21 protein-coding genes and 1 riboswitch are annotated in these 26,120 nt (G+C 59.5%); of the genes, 4 read left to right on the forward strand and 17 right to left on the reverse strand.

Translation table 11 applies throughout. The annotated features are described in order from the left end of the window. Nucleotides 1-109: 109 nt before the first annotated feature. The 11 genes from JSY17_RS04250 to JSY17_RS04300 all read right to left on the reverse strand — a co-directional run bounded on the left by JSY17_RS04250 (nucleotide 110) and on the right by JSY17_RS04300 (nucleotide 15,667). Nucleotides 110-802, reverse strand: coding sequence for a pseudouridine synthase (locus JSY17_RS04250; protein ID WP_117165946.1), 693 nt, complete (start codon nucleotides 800-802; stop codon nucleotides 110-112). 41 nt (nucleotides 803-843) lie between these two features. Further along, nucleotides 844-1,074, reverse strand: coding sequence for a cysteine-rich CWC family protein (locus JSY17_RS04255; RefSeq protein ID WP_122370933.1), 231 nt, complete (start codon nucleotides 1,072-1,074; stop codon nucleotides 844-846). Continuing rightward, a complete protein-coding gene (locus JSY17_RS04260) occupies nucleotides 1,071-2,552 on the reverse strand; it encodes a sensor domain-containing diguanylate cyclase (protein ID WP_206400666.1) in 1,482 nt (493 codons plus the stop codon). Before JSY17_RS04260 ends, JSY17_RS04255 begins: the two co-directional genes overlap by 4 nt. Before the next feature lie 102 nt (nucleotides 2,553-2,654). Then, complete coding sequence (locus JSY17_RS04265) at nucleotides 2,655-5,984, reverse strand: dermonecrotic toxin domain-containing protein (protein WP_232849260.1); 3,330 nt, start codon at nucleotides 5,982-5,984, stop codon at nucleotides 2,655-2,657. An 81-nt stretch (nucleotides 5,985-6,065) separates the two neighbouring features. Continuing rightward, nucleotides 6,066-7,880: an allophanate hydrolase gene (gene atzF / locus JSY17_RS04270; RefSeq protein WP_206400669.1), complete on the reverse strand. Its 1,815-nt coding sequence runs from the start codon at nucleotides 7,878-7,880 to the stop codon at nucleotides 6,066-6,068. A gap of 36 nt (nucleotides 7,881-7,916) precedes the next feature. Beyond that, nucleotides 7,917-11,510 (reverse strand): urea carboxylase, encoded by a 3,594-nt coding sequence (gene uca / locus JSY17_RS04275; RefSeq protein WP_206400673.1) that lies wholly within the window; start codon nucleotides 11,508-11,510, stop codon nucleotides 7,917-7,919. Nucleotides 11,511-11,622: 112 nt separating this feature from the next. Beyond that, nucleotides 11,623-12,237 carry an urea amidolyase associated protein UAAP2 gene (locus JSY17_RS04280; RefSeq protein WP_117183861.1) on the reverse strand — a complete coding sequence of 205 codons (615 nt, stop codon included), beginning with the start codon at nucleotides 12,235-12,237 and terminating at the stop codon, nucleotides 11,623-11,625. A 12-nt stretch (nucleotides 12,238-12,249) separates the two neighbouring features. Then, nucleotides 12,250-12,975 carry an urea amidolyase associated protein UAAP1 gene (locus JSY17_RS04285; protein ID WP_117165952.1) on the reverse strand — a complete coding sequence of 242 codons (726 nt, stop codon included), beginning with the start codon at nucleotides 12,973-12,975 and terminating at the stop codon, nucleotides 12,250-12,252. 14 nt (nucleotides 12,976-12,989) lie between these two features. Beyond that, on the reverse strand, nucleotides 12,990-13,754 hold the full coding sequence (locus tag JSY17_RS04290; RefSeq protein ID WP_206400675.1) for an ABC transporter ATP-binding protein: 765 nt from the start codon (nucleotides 13,752-13,754) through the stop codon (nucleotides 12,990-12,992). Next, the gene (locus tag JSY17_RS04295; protein WP_117165954.1) at nucleotides 13,751-14,566 is read right to left on the reverse strand and encodes an ABC transporter permease; all 816 of its coding nucleotides are present in this window, start codon (nucleotides 14,564-14,566) and stop codon (nucleotides 13,751-13,753) included. The genes JSY17_RS04290 and JSY17_RS04295 overlap by 4 nt, the downstream gene beginning before the upstream one ends. Nucleotides 14,567-14,593: 27 nt before the next feature. Next, nucleotides 14,594-15,667: a putative urea ABC transporter substrate-binding protein gene (locus JSY17_RS04300; protein WP_117185024.1), complete on the reverse strand. Its 1,074-nt coding sequence runs from the start codon at nucleotides 15,665-15,667 to the stop codon at nucleotides 14,594-14,596. Nucleotides 15,668-15,729: 62 nt separating this feature from the next. Continuing rightward, nucleotides 15,730-15,832, reverse strand: a riboswitch (guanidine-I (ykkC/yxkD leader). Between the two features lie 480 nt (nucleotides 15,833-16,312). Here JSY17_RS04300 and JSY17_RS04305 point away from each other — a divergent pair. Beyond that, nucleotides 16,313-16,654 carry a hypothetical protein gene (locus JSY17_RS04305; RefSeq protein ID WP_162880414.1) on the forward strand — a complete coding sequence of 114 codons (342 nt, stop codon included), beginning with the start codon at nucleotides 16,313-16,315 and terminating at the stop codon, nucleotides 16,652-16,654. Nucleotides 16,655-16,716: 62 nt separating this feature from the next. On the opposite strand, the gene JSY17_RS04310 is transcribed toward JSY17_RS04305, so the two are convergent. Beyond that, nucleotides 16,717-17,823: an enoyl-CoA hydratase/isomerase family protein gene (locus tag JSY17_RS04310; RefSeq protein ID WP_206400933.1), complete on the reverse strand. Its 1,107-nt coding sequence runs from the start codon at nucleotides 17,821-17,823 to the stop codon at nucleotides 16,717-16,719. A 131-nt stretch (nucleotides 17,824-17,954) separates the two neighbouring features. On the opposite strand from JSY17_RS04310, the gene ung reads away from it, so the two are divergent. Then, entirely contained in the window at nucleotides 17,955-18,638 is a 684-nt protein-coding gene (gene ung / locus JSY17_RS04315; protein ID WP_117165957.1) for a uracil-DNA glycosylase, read from the forward strand. Nucleotides 18,639-18,753: 115 nt separating this feature from the next. Here ung and JSY17_RS04320 read toward each other — a convergent pair whose 3' ends face one another. From JSY17_RS04320 to JSY17_RS04335, 4 genes are all read right to left on the reverse strand, one after another. Beyond that, nucleotides 18,754-19,779 (reverse strand): AbrB family transcriptional regulator, encoded by a 1,026-nt coding sequence (locus JSY17_RS04320; RefSeq protein WP_117183853.1) that lies wholly within the window; start codon nucleotides 19,777-19,779, stop codon nucleotides 18,754-18,756. Next, nucleotides 19,772-21,286, reverse strand: a complete 1,515-nt coding sequence (locus JSY17_RS04325) for a tripartite tricarboxylate transporter permease (RefSeq protein ID WP_200977362.1) — start codon at nucleotides 21,284-21,286, stop codon at nucleotides 19,772-19,774. The genes JSY17_RS04320 and JSY17_RS04325 overlap by 8 nt, the downstream gene beginning before the upstream one ends. A gap of 1 nt (nucleotide 21,287) precedes the next feature. Further along, nucleotides 21,288-21,746 (reverse strand): tripartite tricarboxylate transporter TctB family protein, encoded by a 459-nt coding sequence (locus JSY17_RS04330; RefSeq protein WP_200998921.1) that lies wholly within the window; start codon nucleotides 21,744-21,746, stop codon nucleotides 21,288-21,290. Nucleotides 21,747-21,811: 65 nt separating this feature from the next. Further along, the gene (locus JSY17_RS04335) at nucleotides 21,812-22,798 is read right to left on the reverse strand and encodes a Bug family tripartite tricarboxylate transporter substrate binding protein (protein ID WP_183133944.1); all 987 of its coding nucleotides are present in this window, start codon (nucleotides 22,796-22,798) and stop codon (nucleotides 21,812-21,814) included. A 428-nt stretch (nucleotides 22,799-23,226) separates the two neighbouring features. Between JSY17_RS04335 and JSY17_RS04340 the strand changes: the two genes are divergently transcribed. Then, on the forward strand, nucleotides 23,227-23,898 hold the full coding sequence (locus JSY17_RS04340) for a response regulator (protein ID WP_117183845.1): 672 nt from the start codon (nucleotides 23,227-23,229) through the stop codon (nucleotides 23,896-23,898). Then, on the forward strand, nucleotides 23,891-25,276 hold the full coding sequence (locus JSY17_RS04345) for a sensor histidine kinase (protein ID WP_117165963.1): 1,386 nt from the start codon (nucleotides 23,891-23,893) through the stop codon (nucleotides 25,274-25,276). Before JSY17_RS04340 ends, JSY17_RS04345 begins: the two co-directional genes overlap by 8 nt. On the opposite strand, the gene JSY17_RS04350 is transcribed toward JSY17_RS04345, so the two are convergent. Beyond that, a complete protein-coding gene (locus JSY17_RS04350; protein ID WP_117183843.1) occupies nucleotides 25,270-26,091 on the reverse strand; it encodes an HDOD domain-containing protein in 822 nt (273 codons plus the stop codon). The genes JSY17_RS04345 and JSY17_RS04350 overlap by 7 nt on opposite strands. Between the last annotated feature and the right edge of the window lie 29 nt (nucleotides 26,092-26,120).

Here is a 26,120-nt window from a genome sequence, read left to right on the forward strand (position 1 = left end):
ACTTGCCAGTCACATGTGGACTGACGATTGGATTCAAGCAGGCGATCCGGGAACCCGCAAGTCCCGTTCGTAATTGATTTGGTCGTTCCGCCGAATGGTCGTGACTTTTTCAGATCGACTGAATTTGTTCGCGGCTCAGTGCCCGATAGCTGCCGGGCTCTAGCTCGGGGGCCAGGGCCAGAGGCCCCATGCTTTCTCGATGCAGAATCAATACTTTATTGTCGAAATGACCGAACATCCGTTTTACCTGATGGTAACGGCCTTCCACGATGCTGAGTCTTGCACTGCGAGGTCCGAGCAGGGTCAGAGTGGCAGGTTGGGTGGTGATGTTCTCGTAGGCAAAGTAAAAACCCTCGGCGAATTTCGCTATGTACCGTTCGTCGATCAGTTGCTCTGTTTCGACGTAATACACTTTGGGCAGTTTTGTTTGCGGCTGAGTCAGTCGGCGGGACCATTGTCCGTCATTGGTAATAAGCATCAGGCCGGTGGTATTGAAATCCAGTCGACCGGCGATATGCAGTTCATGTTTGTCAGGCTCATCCAGCAAGTCGAGTACGGTGGGATGTTGTGCATCGACGGTTGCACTCACATAACCACGTGGTTTGTGCAGCATGAAATAACGCGCTGCCTTGCCTGCCTGCAATAACTCGCTGTCGAACTCCACACGGCTGAACTCGCGGACTTCATGATGCGGATCGCCAGTCACCTGGCCGTCAACTTTGACTCGCCCGCTGGCTAGCGCCAGACGTACGTGCTGGCGATTGAAACGGGGCAGGTTGCTGAGGAAGCGATCAAGACGCATGACGAGCAGAGGGCGATGGACAAGGAGAGCGCATGGTACGCCTATCGTAGCGGTTTGGCCTGCAGGCTGTCTGCGACGCCTGCGCAGCGCGGGCACAGACAGGCCCGATTGCGCAGCTCTGCGGGCAGGGCTTCAAGCACGCCCGGGTCGATGCTTTGCGAAAAGCACCAGCACGCCTGATCGACCGTGCGCGGGTCGGCCAGTGTGCAGGAGTTGCTCATGCCGCACACCGGGCACAGGCTGGAGTCGGGTTCTGTCGCTGTTGTGTTCATGCTGGGATCGGCTTCTCGATACAGACTTGATTGCGACCGTTGAGCTTGGCGCGATAAAGGGCCAGGTCGGCACGGGCGATCAGGCTTTGCAGGGTATCATCGCTTTGCAGTTCGGCCAGCCCGACGCTGACCGTAATCTGCAACGGCATGCCGGAAAAGATATACACATGCTGCTCGGCCAGTTCACGGATCTTTTCGGCAATCCGTTGGGCACCCTTGATGTCGCTGCCCTTGAGCAGAATGATGAACTCTTCGCCGCCCCAGCGGCAAATGATGTCTGACTGGCGCAGACAGCTTTTAAGGTCATTGGCAAAACCGGCCAGTACTTCATCGCCTGCCAGATGGCCATGAGTGTCATTGAGCCGCTTGAAGCGATCCAGGTCCAGCAACAGTGCGGTCAAGGGGATGGCTTCGCGCTGGGTATCCTTGAGGGTATTGACGGCCAGCAGGTTGAAGCCCCGGCGCGTGGGCAGGCCGGTCAGGCTGTCGAGGGTGGCATGGGCTTCAAGCTTGCGCTGGTAGCTGACGATGATTCGATGCAGGAGCAGCACAATGACCAGCGTCACGATCAGGCAGATGAACAGGTTCAGGTACAGCGAATGGCGAACATCGCTCAGGGCTGCTTCTTCCTGCTTGTCGACGATCAGGTACCACTCGAGTTCAGGGATGAAACGCACATTGAGAAAGTGCCCTTCGCCCCGATTGCGGTATTCAAAGGTGCCGCTGTGAGGGTGGGGCAGTTTGTCCTGCAGATCCTTCATGCTGGGCAGGTCTTGCAGTCGTTGACCGATCGTGGCGCCTTGCGGTCCGCCCCCGGCTCCTGTCAGTACGATGCGTCCGAACGCGTCGACAAAGTAGATGTTGCGCTCATAGCGCTGTTGATAACGGTCGATGAGCCGGGTGACGGCATCAACCGTAAGGCCCACCCCGGCCACTCCGATAAACCGGTTGTTGTAGTCGAAGACTTTGTAGTTGATGAAAAAGGTCAGGTGGTCTTTGTTGGCCATGTCGGGATCAAAACTGATCTCATAAGGCACGTTCATATCCCGCACCCGGAAATACCAGGCATCGCGCGGCTCCAGGGGGCTGACTTTTTTCAGAATGCCTTTGGCCTGGTAATAGGTATGAGTGGCATCGGAGATGAAGAAGGCGGTGTAAGTACCGTAATGCTCCATGACCTCCTTGAGGTAACGGGTCATTTGTTCGGGATTGCGTTCTCCATCGACTACCCAGTCGCGCATGAAGGTGTCGCGCGACATCATCGAGGAAATTAGAGCGGGCCTTACCAGATCCTTCTGGATTTCCGAATAGACCGTATCCGACGTCAATGGCAACTCAGTGTTGATAATACCTTCGCGAATGGATTCCCGTGATGCGTAATAGCTCAACAACGTGGTTGCCAGAAAACCGCTTCCCATCAAAAGAACCAAGGTCATCAATAATGAACGGTGAGAGGTAATTGCAGACTGATGGGGCATGAAAAATCCGCTTTCTTGAATATCCTTGAGAGTTTGCATATTAGATGAATCATGGATTCATTAATAACAGGATATATAAAGCAAGTCTCTGGCCACTTTCAGTCAGGGGCTGTTCATAAGTGACGGGGCCAGATAGGCCGGGCTTCTGCGCAGAAAGGCGTCAATCGCGGAACATCGACAGTGCACCAAAAGAATCCGGTCATAATGAATGCCCTGTGCCGATAATGTCTTGAACAGATCATCCAGCGTGGGGGCGGACATTGCAAAACGGTTACGCACCGTCAATACATCCATCGGCGTGGATGGGAGTTGGCCTTTGAGTGACGAGACATTTGAGTTGCGCACAATATTGGCAATGTCCTGATAGCTTTCATCGGCTACCGTCTGGAACTTGGATAATGTGTAATTCTTCAATCTGCCTTGAATCGATGTGCCTGCCATGAGTTTGTCGGTTATCACCAGAGAGGGTAATGAGGAGGGAGGTATTGCCAGGGTATTGCCCTGGGTATTGGATATGGCGAACGGGCTGACTTTTCTGCTGACGATGCGGTGCAGCTTCGGATCGGCAAGCAGATAACCATGGGGGGCATAAGTGTGTATTTCTGTGCCGTTGGGGATCTGGACTGTTGAACTCCACGGCAGGTGATGGCCGTGGGTACTGACTACCAGCGTTCGGGCCTGGCCTTTGCTGGATGTCCAGAGTAGAAACTTGCGTCCGAGTTTCCATACGTGAATGGGCAGGTTGCCATAGACGGGATGGCCTGGCACGGTCCAGACCTTGAGTCTGCTGTCGGTGTGAAAGAACTTCTCCACCCGGGTTTGTCGCGGTTGCATGGAGCGTCCGAACAGTGAGACCGGATTGAAAGGGCGCGCTGCAGTGGCACGTTGTGTGCGGACGATACCTTTTACCGGTGTCACGACCTTCTTGAGAGCTCCCAGCAGCCTGGGTGTATAAGGGGCAAGAGTGAACAACCCCAATGACAGGGCCGACAGAATGGCCTGCTTCTTTTCTTCGCGACTACCGCCGGGCTGATTGGCTGCGATGGCATTGAGGGACGTAATACCGATATCCAGGGCCAGCATGGCAATGAATGCTGGTGTCAGCAGCAAGGACATGGGAGCCAGTACCCATTGCAGATGGCTCAGACGCTGGGTCCAGTAGCGCAGTGAAATCTGGGTCGAGGTCACGATCTGCTGTCGGGCTTCCTCCAGAGTGTTCTGTTTCAGCGTCTGGCGCATGAAAGTGAACGGCGAGCCCGGCAGCAGGTTTCGGTGTAACGAGTGATTCAGTGCCTTGCGTGTATCGGGGTTGTATATCACGTCTGTCCACGGACGCAGTATCGACGCAGGAGGGGCTGGTGCCTGGACGCCGCCCCATAGCCTGAACAGATAGTTCAGGCGTTCCTGATTGCGTCCCGGTACGTAGTTCAGCACGGCGGTACGCCACTTTTCGTCCCGGGTGGCTTGCTTGAGGTATGCCTGAAGTGCCTCCTCGTCCCTGCACTCCATGAACGCCTTGGGCAATCCCGCCTGATACAGCACTTTGTGCGGTTTGTAGGGCGTTTCAAGTACCAGCAGGCTGGCGCAATACTGATGTTCGATACCTTCCACGAAGCTGCCCTGCACATCAAAGCCCAGGGTGAGCCATCGTACGCCCGGGCCCGCCAATGACTCTACGATGCGGTCGAAGCCGCTGCGCAGCAGGCTGCCCTGTTTGAGGCAGATGATGGCCTGGTTGATGAACTGGCTCTGAAACGTCTGCTCGATCCTGTCTGCCTGTTGCTCCCAGAACTCATCGAGACGTCGTGACATCAGTTGCAGAAAGTCGATGGCTTTTATCTTTTCTTCGATGGCCTGGGCGCTGACTGCAAGCTCCTTGTCGTCTGACCAGACGCCTTCGCCGGTCGGGTCCAGATAAACCACCGTGCGACCGCCATGGTCGATATAACCTGCCGGGTACTGCACCCGATAATTGTTCATCAGGGCTTCGCTGAGGCTGACGGGTTTCTCGTCGGGCACATGTACATGAACGATGGGACGCATGATGCTGCCCAGCGGAGTTGTCGAATGCCCGCGGCGATAGGCAATGAATACATGGTCAGGATTCAGCGCCACCCCATGCAGAGAACGAATGGCTTCACCCATGAGCTGTGCCGAGATTTTCAGTGGCGCTGGGATTTGCCCGAGAACCGGTGCCTGTGTCTGCCAGAGGTCCACCGCACCCGCGAGGGTCAGGCCGCGGGCAATGGGCTTGAGCAGGTCGATATCGTGGAGCTCGTCCACGTTTTCCAGCAGATCGAGTGCGAATCTTTTCTGTGCATCTGTCAGACAGGTGAATGCATCACCCTGAATCACCACCGACTTGATGGCGAGTGGCGCGTTTTCACTGGCGATGTGCTGGTTCAGCCAGAGTCGGTGCTGTACGGAGGCATTAAGGGTGTCGAGCAGCTTCTGGGTGATCTGACCTGGATCGTCGCTGATGTATTCGCTGATGGCGGCTCCATGGCCCAGCAGATGAATGAAGCAATGCGAGGTGTTCAAAGACCGGACCTGAAAGATACCGGGCACGGGTTGGCCGTTGATGGTGAGCATGTGGATCTGCGAGCCTTCTCCACGTGTGCTCTGTTCCAGTGAGCGGCTGTCGGTGGGGAAGTCCTTGAATCCCAGTGCATTCAGGGTCAGGTAATAGCAGTCGCGGCTGATCCTTTTTCGAGCGAACTTTTGGGCCAGAGCATCGAGAAAGGACAGTCTCGCCAATGATCGGTAGGTGGCTTCATGCTTGCTCCAGAAGCTATTGACTCTGCTGGTGTAGTCATCGATCCACGGGGCATTGATGATCAAGCCAAATAGCGTCCTCGAGCTCAGTGAGGGTGTATCGGGATCCACCAGAGCCTCGGTTATCGTGCAGCTCAACAGGTCCGACAGACGGGCTGCATCGCCAGCGATCAGAGCCAGTTCGGTCAGCGGAAGTCTGGCGCTGTAACGCTCGCGTCCGCGCTCATCGACCGAAGGCCGGGTTTCGGTCGTGAAGGTGATGTGCAGGTTGTCGGGATTCAGTTGCTTGCCGGTCTTTTGCTGCAGCAGGTTTTTCAATTGTTCGTGGATATACATCCGTCGTGGAGGCGGGCAGTCCATGTCCAGTTGCAGGGTTTTCAACAGCAGCACGGAGTCGGCAATCAGCTTGAAGCCCGGACTTTTCCTCAACCTTTTCAGGCGGCGTATGTCTTGTTGGTCCGGCTCGACCGAGGGTGTCGGTGGCGCGACGGGGGCATGCGGCGTGGTTTCGTGGGGCGAGTAATACAGCGGCCCAAGGGAAAACGCCCCCGAGCCATTGAGACTGTCTTTTCGTTCCGAGTCAGGCCCTGGCAACAGGTTGAAGTCGGGGTGTTCCAGACCGGAGGTAATAGAGGGGGATTTCCAGAGATCATCCATGACAGTGACATAGTTAACGAAGTGAATGGTCGCTGACTATGTCACTGCCAATGCTGCGCAATTGCCTATCTATTTATGGATTCATCGCTGCTGCAGATAGGCATGCCAGCCGCCCAGATGGCTGATATCGGTCGCGCCTTCGAGGCCGTAAGGTTCGCAGATGAACCCGCTTTCCCAACGACCATCGGCCAGTTGCACCTTGCCCAGCCCCAGCGGTGCGGGAATGCCGGTCAGGAACGATCCCAGTTCACGACTTGGCAGCTCCCAGACTTCCACTTCTATCGCCACGCCATTTTCTGCGACACGCAGCATGCCCGGACGAAACGGTGGACCACCCGCCAGGGCGTACAACTGATAGTCGGGCGAGCTTTGCGTCAACTCCAGCAAGCGTGCGCCGCGCTGTTTGAGCTGCCAGTTCAGGGCCAGACCGTCCAGATGGGCACCACACACCACCAGACGGCTCATGTCATTGCGCGCGACTGACTGGGGGGCAGACCGATCGGGAGTGCGGCCACTGATCAGCGGCAATGCGGTCTGGCGCTGCAAGGCATCGGCCATGCTCAGCAGGTATTGATCGGTAAAGGCCCGGCCAAACAGCGTCACGCCCCATGGCAGGCCGTTGTTCATGAAGCCACTGGGCACTGCAACGGCCGCGTAATCCAGCAGGTTGACGAAGTTGGTGTAGTAACCCAGTTCCGAGTTGCGCAGCACTGGCTCGGCTTCGAGTTCTGCCGAGGTGACCGGGCGACCGATGCTGGGTGTGACGACGAAGTCCAGCCCTTCGAGCGCCTTGTCGCAGATGGCCTTGAGTGTCTGCAGGCGATATTGCGCCCTGAACGTATCGACCCCGGTCACTGCCGGTGCCTTGGCCAGTACGGCACGGATAACCGGCAGAACGGCTTCGGGACTTTCCTGCATCAATTGCCCGGCCACGCTGTAGCGCTCGGCAACCCAGGGGCCTTCATACAGCAGTCGCGCAGCCTCAAGGAACGGCGACAGATCCAGTGTCACGGCTTCACCGCCGATTGCCTTGAGATGGGCGAGCGCTGCTTCAAACAGTTGCGGGCCTTCGGTGCAACCGAAGAACTTCAGGTCTTCGGCACGCGGGACACCGAAGCAGAAAGTGCGAGGAGCGCCGAACGCCGAAGCGTCGTTCCACAGCGGGTTGCTGCGGCTGTATTCATCGCGCGGGTCCGGCCTGGCCACCAGCCCCAGCAACTGGCTGGCTTCCCGCGCCGTGGCGGTGAAGGTGGTGACGCAATCCAGCGTTCGGCAGGCCGGTACCACACCTGCTGTGGAAATCAGGCCTTTGCTGGCTTTCATGCCGACCAGATTGTTCAGCGCAGCGGGTACCCGGCCCGAGCCAGCGGTATCGGTGCCCAGCGAGAAGCTGCTGACACCCAGTGCCACGGCCAGCGACGAGCCGGAACTCGACCCGCCTGACGGATAGTCCTTGAGCACGCTGTTGGGGCATGCGCCATAAGGCGAGCGACTGCCGTTCAGGCCGGTGGCGAACTGATCGAGGTTGGTCTTGCCCATGGGCACTGCGCCGAGCGCGATCAGTCGTTCGACAATGGTCGCCGAACGCTGTGGCACATAAGCGTAAGCCGGGCAGGCTGCGGTGGTGGGGATGCCTGCCAGGTCGATATTGTCCTTGATCGAAAAGGGTATGCCGTACAGCGGCAGGTCGTTGATTGCGCTTTTTTCCAGTGCGGCTAGGTAAGGCTCGAGTTCAGTCGGGCTGAGCAAGTGAATGAACAGGTGAAAATCAGGATTCAGCGCGGCGGCTTTTTCCTGCAGAGCCAGGATCAGTTGCCGTGGCGTCAGGCTGCCGGACTGATAAGCGGCACGCAGGGTGTCGAGTTGCAGGTCGCCCGGGAGTACGTTGTGGTTCATGGCAAATTCCGTCGAAAGAGTTGAAGGCACAGGTTTTCAGTCCGTTTCCAGAACGACCACACGCTGCCCGGCGCGCACCGCCGAGCCGGGTTGTACCCGTACATCGCGAACGATGCCGTCTACGGGAGCCAGCAGCGGGATTTCCATTTTCATGGACTCCAGAATCACCAGCACATCGCCTGCTGCAACCCGTTCACCGGGCTGGACCTGCACTTGCCAGAGGTTGCCGGCAATATGGCTGTCGATCCCTTGCTGGCCTGCTTCGAGGGCCGGCTCGTCAGTGAGCGGTGCAGCACTTTCCTCACTCTCGAAGTTGGCTTGCCCGCTGGCGATCCAGCGCTCGCGCTCGGCCTGGAATGCGGTTTGCTGCTGGCCGCGGAAGGCGGCGATGCCTTCGGCTTCGCGATTCAGAAAAGCCTGGTAGTCGGCCAGGTTCAGGGTGCTGTGTTCGATCTCCAGCGGATAGCGGCCCAGCGGGAAGTCGCGGCGGATACGCAGCAACTCGTCGGCACTCACCGGATAGAAGCGGATCTGATCGAAGAAACGCAGCAGCCAGGGTTTGCCGTCAAAGGCGGCGACTTCGCGATAGCGGTTCCACATCTGCAGCGTGCGGCCCACGAACTGATAGCCGCCGGGGCCTTCCATGCCGTACACACACATGTAGGCACCGCCGATACCCACCGAGTTTTCGGCGGTCCAGGTGCGGGCGGGGTTGTATTTGGTGGTGACCAGGCGGTGGCGCGGATCCAGTGGTGTGGCCACTGGCGCGCCGAGGTAGACATCGCCCAGGCCCATGACCAGATAGCTGGCGTCGAATACGGTGCGTTGCACCTCGTCCAGATTGGGCAGGTCGTTGATACGCCGGATGAACTCCAGGTTGCTCGGACACCAGGGCGCATCCTTGCGCACTGTGGTCATGTATTTCTCGATTGCCAACTGGCAGGCAGGATCGTCCCAGGACAGGGGCAGATGCACGATGCGTGACGGGACTTGCAGATCCCCGGCCGCACAGACCGCATCCCATTCACCGGCGACGATATCCAGCAATTGCCCCAGCGGCAGTTGCTCGGGCTGGTAATGCACTTGCAGGGAGCGAATGCCCGGCGTCAGGTCGATCACCCCCGGCAATGCCTTGCCTTCCAGTGCCTGCATCAAGGCATGTCCGCGGAAGCGCAGTACCAGATCCAGTTCGGGCGCACCGATTTCCAGCAGCACATGGGTATCGCCCGATAGCCGTGCAACCAGACGCTTGTCATCCTGGCCGATGTCCAGCACGACAGGTGATGCCAGCAAGACGGAACATGCGTCATTGTAGGAGCGCGACAGCGCGGGGCGGGACCTCTCACAGATGAGGGCGCGGGCCATTTCCAGGCTGACCGGGCTGAAGCGCACTTTATCTCCGGCCTTGAGTTGCCCCAGTTGCCACAGATCCGCTTCGATGATGGTCACCGGACAGACGAATCCGCCGAGGCTCGGGCCGTCCGGGCCGAGGATGACCGGCATGTCGCCGGTGAAATCCACGGCACCGATGGCGTAGGGATTGTCATGGATATTGGACGGGTGCAAACCCGCTTCGCCACCATCGGCACGCACCCACTCAGGCTTTGGTCCGATCAGGCGCACGCCGGTGCGGCTGGAGTTGAAATGCACTTCCCAGTCAGTGGCAAAGAAGGTGTCGATGTAGCCCTCGGTGAAATATTCCGGCGCACCATGAGGCCCGTAGATCACGCGAATCCGACGCACATCTGCCAGGGGCTCGATCTGCTCATCCGGCACACGCTGACCGGCGCTGCGATCGGCAAGAGCCTCAATATGCAGCACATCCCCGGCACGCAATGCCCGTCCGCCATGTCCGCCGAACTGGCCGAGGGTGAAGGTGCTTTTGCTGCCCAGATAGTCCGGCACATCCAGCCCGCCGCGCACGCACAGGTAACTGCGTGCCCCGGCACCGGCAATCGTGCCCAGTGCGAAAGTCGAGCCGGCCGGCACCAGCAGCGCGGTATTCATGGGCTGCGCTTCACCGTTCAGAGTGAGCGGAATCTGCGCGCCCGTGACAGCCACCACCGCATCGGTATTGAAGCGCAGCAGTGGCCCGCTCATGGTGATTTCCAATGCCGCGCAGCCTTCGGCATTACCCAGCAGGCGGTTGCCCTGGCGCAAGGCGCGGCTGTCCATCGGACCTGAAGGTGGCACACCGACGGCCCAGTAACCGAGGCGGCCCGGATAATCCTGCACCGTGGTCTGGGTGCCGCCACTGAGTACTTCAAAGGTGTCGGCCTGGTAGATCAGGCCTTCCAGGCAGCGGGTCCATGGCTGGCCGCTGGCAAAGGGCGTATCGACGATGATCTGCCGCAGGTAATCGCGGTTGGTTTCCACGCCATACAGGCGTGTATCGTACAGAGCGTTGGCCAATCCATCGCTGGCCTGCTGGCGATCCGGTGCCCAACTGATGAACTTGGCAATCATCGGATCGAAAAACGGCGGAATCTCGCACCCGGCTTCGACCCAGGTGTCGATGCGCAGGTTTTTGCCATCGGCAGCCGGAAAGTCCACGGCGGTGAGCAGGCCGGGGCAGGGCTGGAAGTCGCGCCCCGGATCCTCGGCATACAGACGCGCCTGAATGGCATGGCCGCTCGGTCGCAGGGTAGCCTGCAACTGACTGAGCGGTGGCAGATCCCCGGCTGCCAGTTGCACCATCCACTCGACCAGATCGACACCCCATACCTGTTCGGTGACGCCGTGTTCGACCTGCAGGCGGGTATTCACTTCCAGGAAGTAGAAGCGCTGATCTTCGCTGTCGAAGACAAACTCCACAGTACCCGCGCTGCGATAGCTGACGGCTTTGGCCAGTTTGATGGCGGCTTCGCAGAGTTCTTCGGCCATGCCATCGGGCAGATTGGGGGCCGGGGTTTCTTCCAGGACTTTCTGATTGCGGCGTTGCACCGAGCAGTCGCGTACGCCAAGGGCCAGCACTTCGCCCTGACCATCACCGAAAACCTGCACTTCAAGGTGGCGAGCGCGCTGGATGTATTTTTCGATAAACACGCCGGCGTCGCTGAAGTTGTTCTGCCCCAGGCGTTTTACCGCTTCAAAGGAGTCGGCCAGTTCTTCGGCGTCAAGGCATACCCGCATGCCGATCCCGCCACCGCCTGCGGTGCTCTTGAGCATCACCGGATAACCGATGCCACGTGCCGCCGTGAGAGCCGACTCAAGGCTGTCGAGCAGTTCGGTGCCTTCGAGCATCGGCACGCCATGCTCTCTGGCCAGTGCGCGAGCGGTGTGCTTGAGACCGAAAACACGCAGTTGTTCGGGCGTCGGGCCGACGAAGGCGATACCGGCGTCTTCGCAGGCCTGGGCGAACGCCGCGTTTTCCGAAAGAAAGCCGTAGCCGGGATGAATCGCTTTGGCGCCACTGTTTCTGGCAATGGCGAGAATCTTGTCTACCGCCAGATAAGTACCCGAAGCTCCGCCTTCGCCCAGGCTGTGGGCTTCATCGGCCTGCATCAGGTGCAGGCTGGCAGCATCGGCTTCGGAGTAGACCGCAACGCCCTTGACCTTCAAGGTGCGCAGGGTTCGCAGGATGCGGCAGGCAATGGCACCGCGGTTGGCGATCAGCAGTTTGTCGAACATGGCATAAACCCCGGAAACCCAGATTCGCTCGGTTTCTTGATGGGAAGCGGGCCGTCCCGCTATGGGTCGTTGCGCACAACGGTCGTCCGTTGTGGAGGGCTCGTTTTCTGAATCAGTCGCGAATCAGCAGGCGAGCCGGAGTCGGGTTGTAACCGTTGCAGGGGTTGTTCAGTTGCGGGCAGTTGGAGATCAGCACGATCACATCCATCTCGGCCCGCAGCTCGACATACTTGCCGGGTGCCGAAATGCCGTCCTCGAATGTCAGGCCACCTTCGGCGGTCACCGGTACATTCATGAAAAAGTTGATGTTCGGGCCGATATCGCTCTTGCCCAGACGCCCGTCATGGGCGCAGGCACGCAGATAGTTGTCGCGGCAACTGTGCATGTGGAGTTTTTCCAGGGCATAGCGCACGGTATTGCTTTCCTGGGCGCATGCACCGCCGAGGGTGTCATGGCGTCCGCAGGTATCGTCGACGATGGTCAGCATCGGCTGGCCGAGGTTGGAATACAGCACGCTGCCGGTGGTCAGGTACACGCTGTTCTGGCGGCGCAGAGTGCGTTGCACGTCATAACGCTCGCGTGGGTTGGCCAGGCTGTAGAACAGGGTATCGACGGCCTGGTTGCCTTCCAGATCGAGGATGCGGACGGTCTGACCGGCCTTGACCTCGGCCAGGAACGGTTCGCCAGCGGGAATGGTGGCGTCGCAGCAATGTTGAGTCGAATGCATGGCAGGGCCTCCTCAGGCGAACAGACGATCAGTGTTGATAAAGCCGCGCTGGTTTTCCGGACGCGACATGCGGCAGTGCTCGGCCACGCTGGCGTCGGCTTTCATCCAGCTCAGCTTCAGGGGTTGCGGGGCGTACTTGGGGTTGGGGTCCATCGGATGTTGCAGGGCGGTGAGGACCACCAGGGTGTCCATCGGCGCATACAGTTCGATGTAGTCACCGGCTTTTGAGTTTTCGGGCACGAAATGCAGGCCGCCGGTTTCGTCCACATTGACCCGGCTGAAGAGGTTCAGGGTCATCAGCAGGTCAGACAGCCCCAGACCCCATTTGCCCAGTTCCACCAGCAGGTTGTCGACACCGTTGCGGAAGAAACCATTGCGCAGTTCCTGATAGCGACCCTGGCCATATTTTTCTTCGACTTCCGCTGCGTTGAGCACGCCGCCGATGCTGTCGCTCCAGCCGCAAGTGTCGGCAGTGATCGCCGCCAGCACGCGGCCCATGTCCGAGTACAGGCAGTGGCCGCTGGTGAGTTTGGCGGTGTGTTGGCACTTGAGGCTGTCGGGCAGGTTCAGGCGCTCGGTCTTTTCATGGGCATTGAGCAGCGTCAGGCTGACATTGGCGTTGCCGTTGAGGTCGGTCAGGCGCAGCAGCTCACCGCGCTTGAGCACGAATGAGCGATGAGCGCCGCCGGGCAGCAGCTCTTCGGCGAACACGGGAAACAGGGTGGTTGAGTCAGTCATGAGTCGGTCTCCTTTCAAGCCGATAGCAGCGAGTCGAGGGCCGCGCGGGCAGCACGGCGGTCGCTGTTCAAGGGGATGTCGTAAGTGATGCGTGCGCCATAGGCACCGGGGGCGTGCGGGTCGTGGCGCACCTTGTCGAACACCATCAGCCGGGTGCCGAGGTTGAAACCTTCGGACAGGTCGTGGGTGACCATGAATACGGTCAGCCTGGTTTCCTGCCACAGCTCCAGCAGCAGGTTGTGCATGTCCTTGCGAATGCCGGGGTCCAGCGCGCCGAACGGTTCGTCCAGCAACAGGACGCGAGGCTTCATGATCAACGCCTGAGCGATGGCCAGCCGTTGCTGCATGCCGCCGGACAGTTGGGTCGGGTATTTGTCCAGCGCATGTCCCAGCCCGACTTTGTGCAGCAGCACAGCCGCCTGTTCCCGGGCATCGCGCCTGGCCTGACCGAACAGGCGTCCAAGCCAAGGTGCATTCGGCAGTTCCAGACCCAGCGCCACGTTATCCAGCACGCTCAGGTGCGGGAACACCGAATAGCGCTGGAAGACCACGCCACGGCTTGGATCAGGTTCGTTGGCCAGAGTCTGGCCGTCCAGGGTGATGGCGCCACGGCTGGGAATTTCCTGGCCCAGCAGCAGGCGCAGGAAAGTGGATTTGCCACAACCCGACGCACCGACCAGCGTGCAGAACTCACCCTCGGCGACTTCCAGATTCAAGCCTTCGAGCACCACTTGATCGCCGTACTGCTGCCAGACATTGCGCACACTGATAAAGCTCATCCTCGTGCTCCTTCATACCAGGGGAATGCACGACGGGTCAGGGCCTTCAGACCCCAGTCCATCAGCCAGGCGAGCAGGGTGATCCAGATCACGTAAGGCAGGATCACGTCCATGGCCAGATAGCGGCGTACCAGAAAGATCCGGTAACCCAGTCCGTCAGTGGAGGCGATGGCTTCGGCTGCGATCAGAAACAGCCACGCCGAACCCAATACCAGCCGCAAGGCGATCAACAGGCGTGGCAGCAGTTGCGGCAGGATCACCCGCAGGATCAAGGTCCAGGTCGAGGCACCGAGGGTTTGCGCCTTGATCAGCAGTTCCACCGGGATTTCCCGGGCGCGCTGTTCCAGATCCCGGGCCAGAATCGGCGTGATACCGATGACGATCAGCATCACTTTGGACAGCTCGCCCAGCCCGAAAACGATGAACAGAATCGGCAGGATTGCCAATGGCGGGACCATCGACAGCACCGTCAGCAGCGGTGAAAGCGGCGCGCCGAACATCGGCAGGATGCCCGACGCAATGCCCAGGCACAGGCCCAGCAAGGCGCTGATCCCCAGGCCGATGGCCAGTCGTTGCAGGCTGGAGCCGGTGTCCTGCCACAGCAGATAGCTGCCGGTGCGGGTGTCCTCGGTGAATGCCATGCGCTTGACCGCATCGGCCATCTGCACCGCGCTGGGCAGCAGTTTGTCGTTGGGGTTTTCCATCAGCCGTGTCGCCGAGCCCGTGAAGTAGGCGAACAGCAGCAGGGCGAATGGCAGGATCACCAGAATCAGGCGACCGGCCCGATCCGGGTGGCGATTTATCAAGCGCATGGCAATGACCTTTGGACTGGGTGCGGTTTACAGCTTGTTGTCGACGGCCATCTGCACGTAGCTGGGGTCGAAGTGCAGCTTGAGGTTGGCCTTGTCGCCTTCGGTCACTCCCTTGGCGAATGACATGCCCACGGCACTCGCGTCCCTGGCGCCTTCGCCGAGCAGTCCGTGTTCGAAGGAGAAGCTGGCGACCTTGCGCATGGTGTCCGGCAGTTGTGCGCTGGTCACGAATGCCAGGGCTTCCTGCGGTGTGGCGAACAGGCGGGTGGTGTCGAGCTGCGACTGGAAGCCCGCCAGATCGGTGCCCGATGCCTTGGCCATGTGCTCCAGTGCCGCCTTGCTGGCCGCCGACTTGGCGTTCATCAGGGCTACCACTTCAAACCATGCGCCGGTCAGGGCTTTGCCCAGTGCCGGGTTGTCTTTGAGGGTCTGGGTGTTGACCACCATCATGTCCATGATTTCGCCAGGGATCTTGCTCGAATCGAACACCTGGGTCACACCGGGCTTGCTCTTGATCTCCGAGAGCATCGGGTTCCAGGTGGTGACGGCCTTGACTTCATCGGTATTGAAGGCCGCCGAGATATCTGCGTCCGAGGTGTTGACCACCTTGAGGTCTTTTTCGGTGAGGTCCGCGCTGTCCAGTGCACGGGCCAGCAAGTAGTGGGAAACCGACAGCTCGACCAGGTTGACGTCCATGCCTTTGAGGTCTGCGACTTTCTTGCCTTCGCCCTTGATGACGATGCCGTCGTTGCCGTTGGAGAAGTCGCTGACGATCAGTGCGGTACTTTCAACGCCACCGGCAGCCGGGATGGTCAGGGCGTCCATGTTGGTCATGGTGCAACCGTCGAACTGGCCTGCGGTGTACTGATTGATCGATTCGACATAGTCGTTGAGCTGGGTGACATCGATCTTGATGCCGTACTTCTTCGCCCACTTGTCGACGATTCCCTGGGTGCCGGCGTATTCCCACGGCATCCAGCCTGCGTAGATGGTCCAGCAGACGTTGAAGTGATCTTTGGGGGCGGCTTGTGCCGAGAGGCTCAATGCAGCGATGAGGCCTGCTGCGAGCAGACCGGACAGGCGGGACTTTGGCTTGTGCATGCTGAATAAACCTCCAGTAGTGAAAGGGGCGGCCAGGAGTCGATCGACACCACTGGTGTCCTGTCTCCCGGGCTTTTATCCCGCCGTGTAACCTCTACTGGAGGTCGCCGACTCTCGGACCAGCCACTTGCCTGTCGGCAAGCCGGAACCCTAGTCGGCTATTGCAAATTGTGGTGCCGCGAAGCTGTGTTGACTCCTGCACATCAATCGTTAAGCGAGAGTTGTGCCAACTCGCTGCAAGCCTTGTTTCTCCATGGGTGGCGGAAAAAGGGGAGGAGATTTCTGCTCGGGATTGCCTTGTGCTGGTGCAGGTTTGCACCGTGATGAGGCAGTCGGGGTTGAAATGTTTTGTAGCATCTTTGTAGTGAAGGGCTACAGCCCCGACAGGCCTTGTTTATCAAAGGCTTGCGAGCCATTTTGCCATTATTGAAAGGGATGGGTGGCCCGGGAAAACCCGCACTAGATGGCCTTTTTGCGGTCTGATTACTCGTCTGCTGACCCAATGTGCAGACGCCGACCAGCGTCGCTGGTTGTGCCCAACCGCGGTCCAAGGAGGCCGCCATGTATCGAAGACCCTTGCTTATCGCTTTTCTGGCCCTGTTCATGACAGGTTGCTATGCAGGTCCTGGTTACTACGAATCCGAGGTGTACACACAACCGACGACTGTCGTCGCTGGAGGGTATGCTTATGACAACGGTTACCGCTCTTCCTATTATCAGGAGCGGCGCATTTATGTAGCGCCTCAACCACGCTATTACTACAGCCAGCCACCCCGTTATTACGCACCACCGCCGCCACCGCGCTATTACGGTCCGCCACCGCAACCGCGCTACTACAACCCCGGTCGTCCACCGGGCAATGCATGGCGCGATAACCGCTTCCGTGGCAACGACGGTTATCGGAACAACTACCGCAACGATTATCGCAATGACTACCGAGGCGGCGGTCGTTCATGGGATCGCGGCCGGGGTGATGGCCGTTATTGATAGCTGATCCACGTCGTGTGGGAGCGGATGAGTCCGCTCCTGCCTGGCGATACCTTTTGAGGCTACGACAGATCCGCCAGCGGATGCCTTCCTTCCCAGGCCTTGGCAAAGTGAGCTTCGATCACCGCCCTCGGTATCCTGGCCACATCCTGCCAGTGCCAATGGGGCGTGTGGTCCTTGTCGATCAGGCGCGCCCGCACACCTTCGTTGAACTCCGGATGACGACAGCAGTTGAGGCTCATGGCGTATTCCATCTGGAATACCTGAGCCAGTGACAGATGCCGCGCCCGGATGATCTGCTCCCAGATCAGATGAGCAGTCAATGGGCAGCCTTCCAGCAGGTTCTTCGCGCAACGAGCCAGCAGCGGGTCGTCCTGATGTTGCAACTGACCGATGGCATTCCAGGCACTGTGCAGATTCCCGACATCCAGCAACTCATCGATCTGTTGCCTGCGCGGCAGCCACTGGGCGGCTGGCAAGCGGGGGATGGCTTCGTGTTGCAGGGCCTTGAGCAGGCTGTTGAGTTGTACGTCGGTCTGTTCCTGCCAGTTCAGTTGCAGCAGGCTTTCGATCAGTTCGTCTTGCTGTTCGTCGAGCAGGAAACGGTCGGCCAGGTCCAGATCCAGCGCGTCACGGCCATTGATGTGGGCACCGGTCAGTCCCAGGAACAGCCCCATTTGCCCTGGCAGGCGAGACAGAAACCAACTGGCACCGACATCCGGATACAGACCGATGCTGATTTCGGGCATTGCCAGGCGGCTGCTCGGGGTGACGATGCGAATGCTGGCGCCTTGCAGCAATCCCATGCCGCCCCCCAGCACATAGCCGTGGCCCCAGCAGATCAAGGGTTTGGGGTAGGTGTGCAGGCTGTAATCCAGGCGATATTCCGCAGCAAAGAAGCTGGCAGCCAGAGGTGGCACAGTGTCCGGAGCTTCGCGACAGGCCTCGGCCAGCGAGCGGACCTCGCCGCCGGCACAAAAGGCTTTCGGCCCCTTGCCGCGCAGCAGCACGCACACGATCTGCGGGTCGTCCGCCCAGACTGCGAGTTTGTCCTGAAGAGCTAGAATCATCGGCAACGACAAGGCATTGAGCGATTTTTCGGCATCCAGGCTGGCGATGCCTATCCGGGCGCCATCCTGTCCGTGAAGCTCTTCAAATTGCAGATTCATCATGACCTCTCATAGGCAGTTGCAAACGACGTTCTGCCCTCCAGTGTAGGAAACTGCTGGTTTACTGCTGTGCATTTGACATTGGCAGCCAGCTTTCCTAGTGTCGCGCAGTGTTTTTACCGGGTACGACCATGACAAGCGACGACCGCATCAAACTTGAGCCCAGCTGGAAGCAGGCGCTGCGCGAAGAGTTCGACAAACCCTACATGTCGCAACTGCGTGAGTTCCTGCGCCAGGAGCATGCTCAAGGCAAGGAAATCTATCCGCCAGGGCCGCTGATCTTCAATGCGCTCAACTCTACTCCGCTGGACAAGGTAAAAGTGGTGATTCTTGGCCAGGACCCGTATCACGGCCCCGGTCAGGCGCATGGTCTGTGCTTTTCGGTGCAGCCCGGCGTGCCTGCGCCACCTTCGCTGGTGAACATCTTCAAGGAATTGAAGCGCGACCTGAACATCGACATTCCCAACCACGGCTGCCTGCAATCCTGGGCCGATCAGGGCGTATTGATGCTCAACACTACCCTGACCGTACAACGGGCCAATGCGGCGTCTCATGCCGGCAAAGGCTGGCAGCATTTCACCGACAAGGTCATCGAAGTGGTCAGCGCCCACCAGCCGCATCTGGTCTTCCTGCTGTGGGGCTCACATGCCCAGAGCAAGCAGAAGCTGGTGGATGCCACCAAGCATCTGGTGCTGACCTCGGTCCATCCTTCACCGTTGTCGGCCTACAGAGGTTTTCTGGGCAATGGCCATTTCAGCCGCACCAACAAGTATCTGGAGCAGAACGGGCTGGAGCCGATTGATTGGCGGCTTTAGGGGGGAGCTTTAAGCCTCAAGCTGCAAGCTTCAAGTCAAAAGCTTGCAGCTTGCAGCTTGCAGCTTGCAGCTTGCAGCTTGCAGCTTGCAGCTTGCAGCTCCTATCTCCTATCTCCTATCTCCTATCCCACCGCCTGTACAACGGTTCTGCCAGAAACAGCACGAACAGCAGGCGCATGACTTGCATTGCCGTCACCAGCGGAACCGATAGCTGAAGCACTTCCGCTGTCAGGCTCATTTCGGCGATGCCGCCGGGCATCATGCCCAGGGTCAGGGAGCGCAGGTCCAGGTGGGTGAGGGTGCTCAGGCCGAGGGCGGCGAGAGCTGCGATCAGCATGGTCAGTGCGGTGCCCACCAGCGTACGTCCCAGAAAGGACGGTGCCCGCCGGAAGAATTCACGATTGAAGTGACAGCCCAGGCCGCTGCCGATCAGCAGTTGACCGAGCTGGCTGGCCCCGTTGGGCAGTCCGATTTTCAAATCCCAGGCGACACTGACCACCGAACTGAGCAGCAAGGGGCCGAACAGCCAGGGATTGGGTTGTTTGAGGCGTTGCCAGAGCAAGGCCAATAAAGCGCCAGCAGGCAGCAGAAACAGCAGCCACCGCCAGTCAACGGTTGTGGAATGCAGGGTTGGAGTGCCGTCCCCCAGCAGGTATTTGAAGATCGCCGGTACGCATAGCACCACGGCCAGCACCCGCAGGCTTTGAGCTGCAGCCACACTGCTGAGGGTAGCGCCATTGCGTGCGCCCAGGTTGACCATCTCCCCCGAACCACCCGGCATGCTCGAGAAAAACGCCGTAGGACGATCCTCCCCGGTGCGCAGCATCAGCCAGACGCCGACCACGCTGGAAAGACTGGTGACCAGTGCGCCCACGACAATCAGGCCGAAGTGTGCCAGTACTTGCTCGATGACCGCAGGGGTGAAGTGCAGACCGATCCCGATGCCGATGATCAGTTGACCGAATTTGCGGCCGCCGGGAATCTGCGTCAGTTGCCAGGGTGTCAGGCAGCGAACCAGGATGATCGCCAGCAGCGAGCCGACCATCCATGGCAAAGGCCAGCCGACCTGGCTGGCGAGGTATCCGCCAAGCAGGCCGACCAGCGGGGTGCCCCACCAGCTGCGAAAGGACCGATCAGACATCGGCCAGTGCGCGAGACTGCCTGGAGCGCTTGCGCCAGATCCGGTACAGCGGGAACAGCAGCATGAAAACCGTCACGATCCAGACACCGATGCTGATCGGGCTGGCCCACAGGATTTCCAGCGCGCCATTGGAAATCGACAGCGCGCGACGCAGGTTCTGTTCCATCAGACCGCCCAGAATGAAGCCCAGCAGGATCGGCGACAGCGGGAAATCCAGCTTGCGCAGGATGTAGCCGAAGATACCGATACCCACCATCAGGAACAGGTCGAAGGTCGTGGCATGCACGGCATAGACGCCAATCGCGGTGATGATCGCGATCACCGGCACCAGCGCCCAGTTCGGCACGGCAAGGATGCGGGTGAAGATGCGGATCATCGGGATGTTGAGGATCACCAGCATGATGTTGGCGATGAACAACGAGGCGATCAGGCCCCAGACAATGTCCGGTTGCTGCTGGAACAGCATCGGGCCAGGCGTGATGTTGTACAGCGACAGGGCGCCGATCATCACCGCCGTGGTGCCGGAACCCGGAACACCCAGGGTCAGCATCGGCACCAGTGCACCACAGGCCGTTGCGCCGATGGCGGTTTCCGGTGCCGCGAGGCCGCGCATGTCGCCCTGGCCGAACTTGCCGCTCGGGCCGGCAATGCGTTTTTCGGTCATGTAGGCCACGGCGCTGGCCAGTGTTGCACCGGCACCGGGCAAGACGCCCAGACCGAAACCGAGCAGGCCGCAACGAATGTTCACGATGAACACCGCTGAGGCTTCCTTGAGGTTGAACAGCATGCGCCCGGTGGCTTTCACGGCTTCCTGGCCGCGATGGGTTTTTTCCAGCAACAACAGAATCTCGCTGATGGAAAACAGGCCCAGCACCAGCACCACGAACTGAATGCCGTCCGTCAGATGAATGTTGTCACCGGTGAAACGGTACACGCCGCTGTTGGCATCGATACCGACTGCCGACAGGAACAGGCCGATCAGGGCCGCGATAAAGGTCTTGAGTGGTCGATCTCCCGCCATGCCGCCGAGGCAGACAATCGCAAAGACCATCAGCACGAAATACTCCGCCGGTCCGAAGGCTATCGCCCATTTGGCCAGCATCGGTGCAAACAGCACCATGCCGCAGGTGGCGATGAATGCCCCGATGAACGAACTCCAGGCCGACAGCGACAAGGCGACACCCGCCAGTCCCTTGCGGGCCATGGGGTAACCGTCCAGTGTGGTCATTACGGTCGAGGCTTCGCCGGGGATGTTCAGCAGGATCGAACTGATACGACCGCCATATTCACAACCCAGATAAACCGCAGCCAGCAGAATCAGTGCCGATTCGGGCGGCAGGCCAAGGGCGAAAGCGATGGGAATCAGCAGCGCGACACCGTTGATCGGACCAAGGCCCGGCAGCAGGCCGACGACGGTGCCGATCAAGGTGCCTGAAAGTGCCGTGACCAGATTGTAAGGCGTGAGGGCGACACCGAATCCCTGGCCCAGATAGCTGAAAGTATCCATATCAATTCTCCAGAACGCTGAGCAGGCCCAGGGGCAAGGGGACGTCCATGGCTTTATCGAACAGCAGATAAAGGCCGACGCTCATCAGGGTCACGACTACGATGCTTGGCACCCAGCGACCGCCATACAGGCGCGCCATGGGAACGCCGATCAGGATGCTGCTGAGGATGAAGCCCAGAGGCTCGAACAGGCCGGCAAAAACCAGCAACAGCGCGATGCAGGTGCCGATCTTGATCAGGGTTTCGCGATCCAGAGGCGGTTCGTCTTCGGAATGCACGATGGGTGTCGGGCGAAAGAGCAGGTACAGCAGAGCCAGGCCCATCAGCCCGAGCATCAGCAAGGGAAAGGCGCGAGGCCCTACAGGCTCATAGGAAAACGGGGCCTGGTAAGGCCAGGCCATTAGCGTCAGGCCTGCGCATACCAGTAAAAGTACAGCAGCGAAAATGCGTTGCAAGACCATGGGAAGCTCCTGTTTTGCGCCTGACCGGCAGGCGCAAAGAGTCGTCAGTCAATTGGGTTCGGCAATCACTGAATCAGGCCGAATTCCTTGGCCAGCATCTTGTAGTCCGCAACTTGTTTCTTGACGTAGGCATCCAGTTCCGGGCCGGTCATGGCGAAGGGGAACAGCTCGCGCTGGTCGCGCAGCTTGGCGAAGTCCGGGGAAGCCAGCATCTTGTCGAACGAGGTTTTCCACCATTCATAAGCTTCGTCGCTGACCTTGGGGCCGACGTAGAAGCCGCGAACCACAGGCCAGACGATGTCGTAGCCTTGTTCCTTGGCGGTCGGGATGTCTTTCATTTCCGGCTCGTCGATGCGATTCTCGGCGAAGACCGCCAGCAGTCGCATATCACCGCTCAGAATGTGAGGCATGGAGTCGGAGATGTCGGTACTGCCCACCTGAATGTGCCCGCCGAGCAGGGCGGTCGCGATTTCACCGCCGCCTTCCAGTGCTACATAACGCAGGGCGCGCGGGTTGATACCGGCGGCCTTGGCGATCAGGGCGGTCTGCATCCAGTCCTGACTGCCGACAGTGCCACCGGAGCCGATCACCACTTTGCTTGGGTCGGTCTTGAGAGCCTGAACCAGATCGTCGAGAGTTTTGTAAGGCGAATCGCTCTTGACCGCGATGGCGCCGTAGCTGGTGCCTACTGCGGCGAGCCAGCGCACGGCATTTTCATCGAAGCGTCCGAACTTGCCTTGGGCCAGGTTGAGCAGTGAGCCGCTGGACCACGCCACCAGTGTCCCGGCATCGGAGGGTCGTTGCGCGACCACGGCGTTGTAAGCCACGGCACCGACACCGCCGGGCATGTAGGTCACGCGCATCGGGGTGGTGAGGATCTTTTCGTTGATCAGTGCGCTCTGCACCAGCTTGCAGGTCAGGTCGAAGCCACCACCCGGCGAGGCCGGGGCGATGCATTCCGGACGCTTGGGTTCTGCGGCGAACAATTGGGTGGCAACCAGCATGCAGCCAGCAGCCAGGCTCAAATGACGCAGGGATAAAATCATGGTCAGTCTCCTGAAGCGTTTTTGTTTTTGGATTTAGAGAAGCTGTTCGGCACGATCTGTGTCGGACGTGCTGTCGGGCGACACGCTTTATCGCAGATGAGGGCATCGCAAGCGGGATGTGGATTCGCAGAGCAAGAGCGAGGTGGTCGAGTGTTCGACACGATAGACGGGTAGCGAAGCCTGGGATGGCTTGGACATGGTTGACTCCATTTATTGTTTTTATTTTACAGACGCATCCGGGCGCCTTTATTTGCGTACCCGTATTTTCGGGCCGTACCGCGATGCTAAATGGTGAACCTTTCACAAACCTTTCAACTATCTTTCAGGTGGCGACTCAATAGCCTCCAGTTGTTTCAATGCTTCACAGGTTGTGGCACGCCTGTACACTCCGCCTTCGTGCCTTCATTACAACATTCATGATTCAGGAGACGGCGATGCGTGTTCTTCTCGTCGAAGACCATCTGCAATTGGCTGAAAGTATCGCCCAGGCGCTCAAGAACGCGGGTTTGAACGTTGATGTCCTGCACGACGGCGTGGCTGCCGACCTGGCCTTGAGCAGTGAGGAATATGCAGCGGCAATTCTCGATGTAGGGCTGCCGCGTCTGGACGGGTTCGAAGTGCTGGGGCGTTTGCGGGCGCGGGGCAAGAACCTGCCGGTACTGATGCTGACTGCACGCAGCGATGTGAAGGATCGGGTCCATGGCCTCAATCTGGGGGCCGACGATTATCTGGCCAAGCCATTCGAGCTGTCTGAGCTGGAGGCGCGGGTCAAGGCGCTGCTGCGTCGCAGTGTGCTGGGTGGCGAGCGGCAGCAGCGCTGCGGCGTGCTGGCCTATGACCTGGACACCAGACGTTTCACGCTGGGCAGCGACCTGCTGACACTGACCTCCCGTGAGCAGGCCGTGCTTGAAGTGCTGATTGCCCGGCCGGGTCGGGTCATGAGCAAGGAGCAACTGGCGGCCCAGGTGTTTGGCCTTGATGAAGAAGCCAGCCCGGATGCCATCGAGATCTATGTCCATCGCCTGCGCAAGAAGCTCGATGGCCATCCCATCGCTATCGTGACGTTTCGCGGCCTGGGTTATCTGCTGGAAAATCGCGATGCATAACGACAGCCTGCGTTGGCGACTGTTATGGAACCTGGCATTACTGCTGATCGTGCTGATGCTGGCCAGCGGCATGAGTGCCTACTGGAACGGGCGGGAAGTGGCCGACACGGCCTATGACCGCACGTTGCTGGCATCGGCGCGGACCATCGCGGCCGGCCTGACCCAGCGTGACGGCACGTTGAGTGCCGACGTGCCTTATGTAGCCCTCGATACCTTTGCCTACGACAGCGAAGGTCGCATTTATTATCTGGTCAACGACATCAACAAGACGTTGATTTCCGGCTATGAAAACCTGCCTTCTCCGCCGCCCGGCACCTTGCGCACCGACGATTATCCGGCACTCGCCAAGTTCTACAACGGGGTTTACCTTGGCCAGGATGTGCGAGTGGTCAGCCTGCTCAAGCCGGTCAGCGAACCCGGCATGAACGGGATGGCGGAAATCCGCGTGGCTGAAACCCAGGAGGCGAGGGTTCGCATGGCCCGCAGCCTGATGGCCGATACCCTGTTGCGCCTGGGTATGCTGGGCGGCGGTGCCTTGTTGCTGGTCTGGATCACGGTCAGTTCCACATTGCGCCCGCTGGAGCGATTGCGCACCGCAGTGGAGGAGCGACAGCCCGATGACCTGCGCGCGCTGCCCATGGTGGAAGTGCAGCGTGAGCTGCGTCCGCTGGTGAATGCGCTTAACCACTTCACCGAGCGCCTGCGCTTGCAGTTCGAGCGTCAGGCCCAGTTCATTGCCGATGCGGCCCATGAGTTGCGCACGCCACTGGCAGCACTCAAGGCGAGGGTCGAGCTTGGCTTGCGCGACCCTGATCCCGTGCAATGGCGTTCAACCCTTGAAGCCGCTGCTCAGGGAACGGATCGACTGACCTCTCTGGCCAATCAGTTGTTGTCACTGGCGCGTATCGAGAACGGTGCCCGTGCGATTGCCGAAGGAGGCGTGCAGAAGCTGGATCTGAGCCAGCTGGCTCGCGAACTGGGCATGGCCATGGCGCCATTGGCCCATTCCCGTGGCGTTGCCCTGGCGCTCGAGGCTGATGAGCCGGTCTGGTTGCGGGGCGAGCCGACGCTGCTCAATGAGTTGTTGAGCAACCTGATCGACAATGCCCTGGCGCACACTCCGGTGGGAGGCAATGTGGTGTTACGGGTTTATGCGCCATGCATTCTTGAGGTTGAGGACGATGGTTCAGGCATTCCTCAGGAAGACCGCGAGCGGGTGTTCGAGCGTTTCTACCGCCGTAATCAGCAGGGCAGCGGTTCCGGCTTGGGGCTGGCGATAGTCGGTGAGATCTGCCGCGCCCATCTGGCGCAGATATCCCTGCATGACGGGGCGCAGCGTGGCCTGAAAGTACGGGTCAGTTTTGCGGCCTATCAGTAAAGCATGCCCATGGCTTCGTCCATTTCCGCACTCAGCAGTCCTCCTGCCACATTCAGCCCCAGTTGGTGAAAGGCTGGCAGGTCGACAATATCGATCTGGCTGAAGGGGTGATTGGTGTTCCTGTGGATGTGGACGGTTGCGACCTGCACCAGATCGATGTAATCGGCGCTCCGGGACACTCGGGTGAAGTCCTGGAACTTGGCCGGGACGGCGGCCAGTGGTTCCGGGAAGTCCCATGAGCGCAGCAGGCGCTCACCGATGATCGGGTGAATGTTGTCGATCACATGGTTGAGGCTGATCGGGTCTGACAGCAGGTCGAAATGCTCTTCGGCATAGGTCAGGATCGGCAGGATGCCAATCAGGTGAATCAGCCCGGCAAGTGTCGCCTGATCCGGCTTCAGGTTGGTGTGCCTGTGACAGAGGGTGTAGCTGATCCCGGCCACCTGCAGGCTCTGTTTCCAGATTTCCCGCATCTTGTGTTCGATGACTTCCGACTTGGCGTGAAACATCTGCTCGACCACCAGGCCGATGGCCAGGTTGCAGGTGTAATTGACCCCCAGGCGGCGGATCGCGGTGTTCACGTCACTGACTTCAAAGTTGGCACGCAGCAACGGGCTGTTGGCAACCTTGATAAGGCGTGCGGACAGGGCGGTGTCACTGCCGATGACTCTGCTCAGTTCGGCAATGCTTATTTCGGTGTTCTCGGCAGCCATGCGGATTTTCAAGGCTACCTCTGGCAGTGTAGGCAGAAACAAGGCATCTCTATCGATTGCCTTGATCAGGTTTCTCTGCACCTCGTCAGCCATCTTGCTCATGTTGCATCTCGCAGCCGTTTGGGGTGTTC

The organism is Pseudomonas capsici (genome assembly GCF_017165765.1).
Taxonomy (GTDB): domain Bacteria; phylum Pseudomonadota; class Gammaproteobacteria; order Pseudomonadales; family Pseudomonadaceae; genus Aquipseudomonas; species Aquipseudomonas capsici.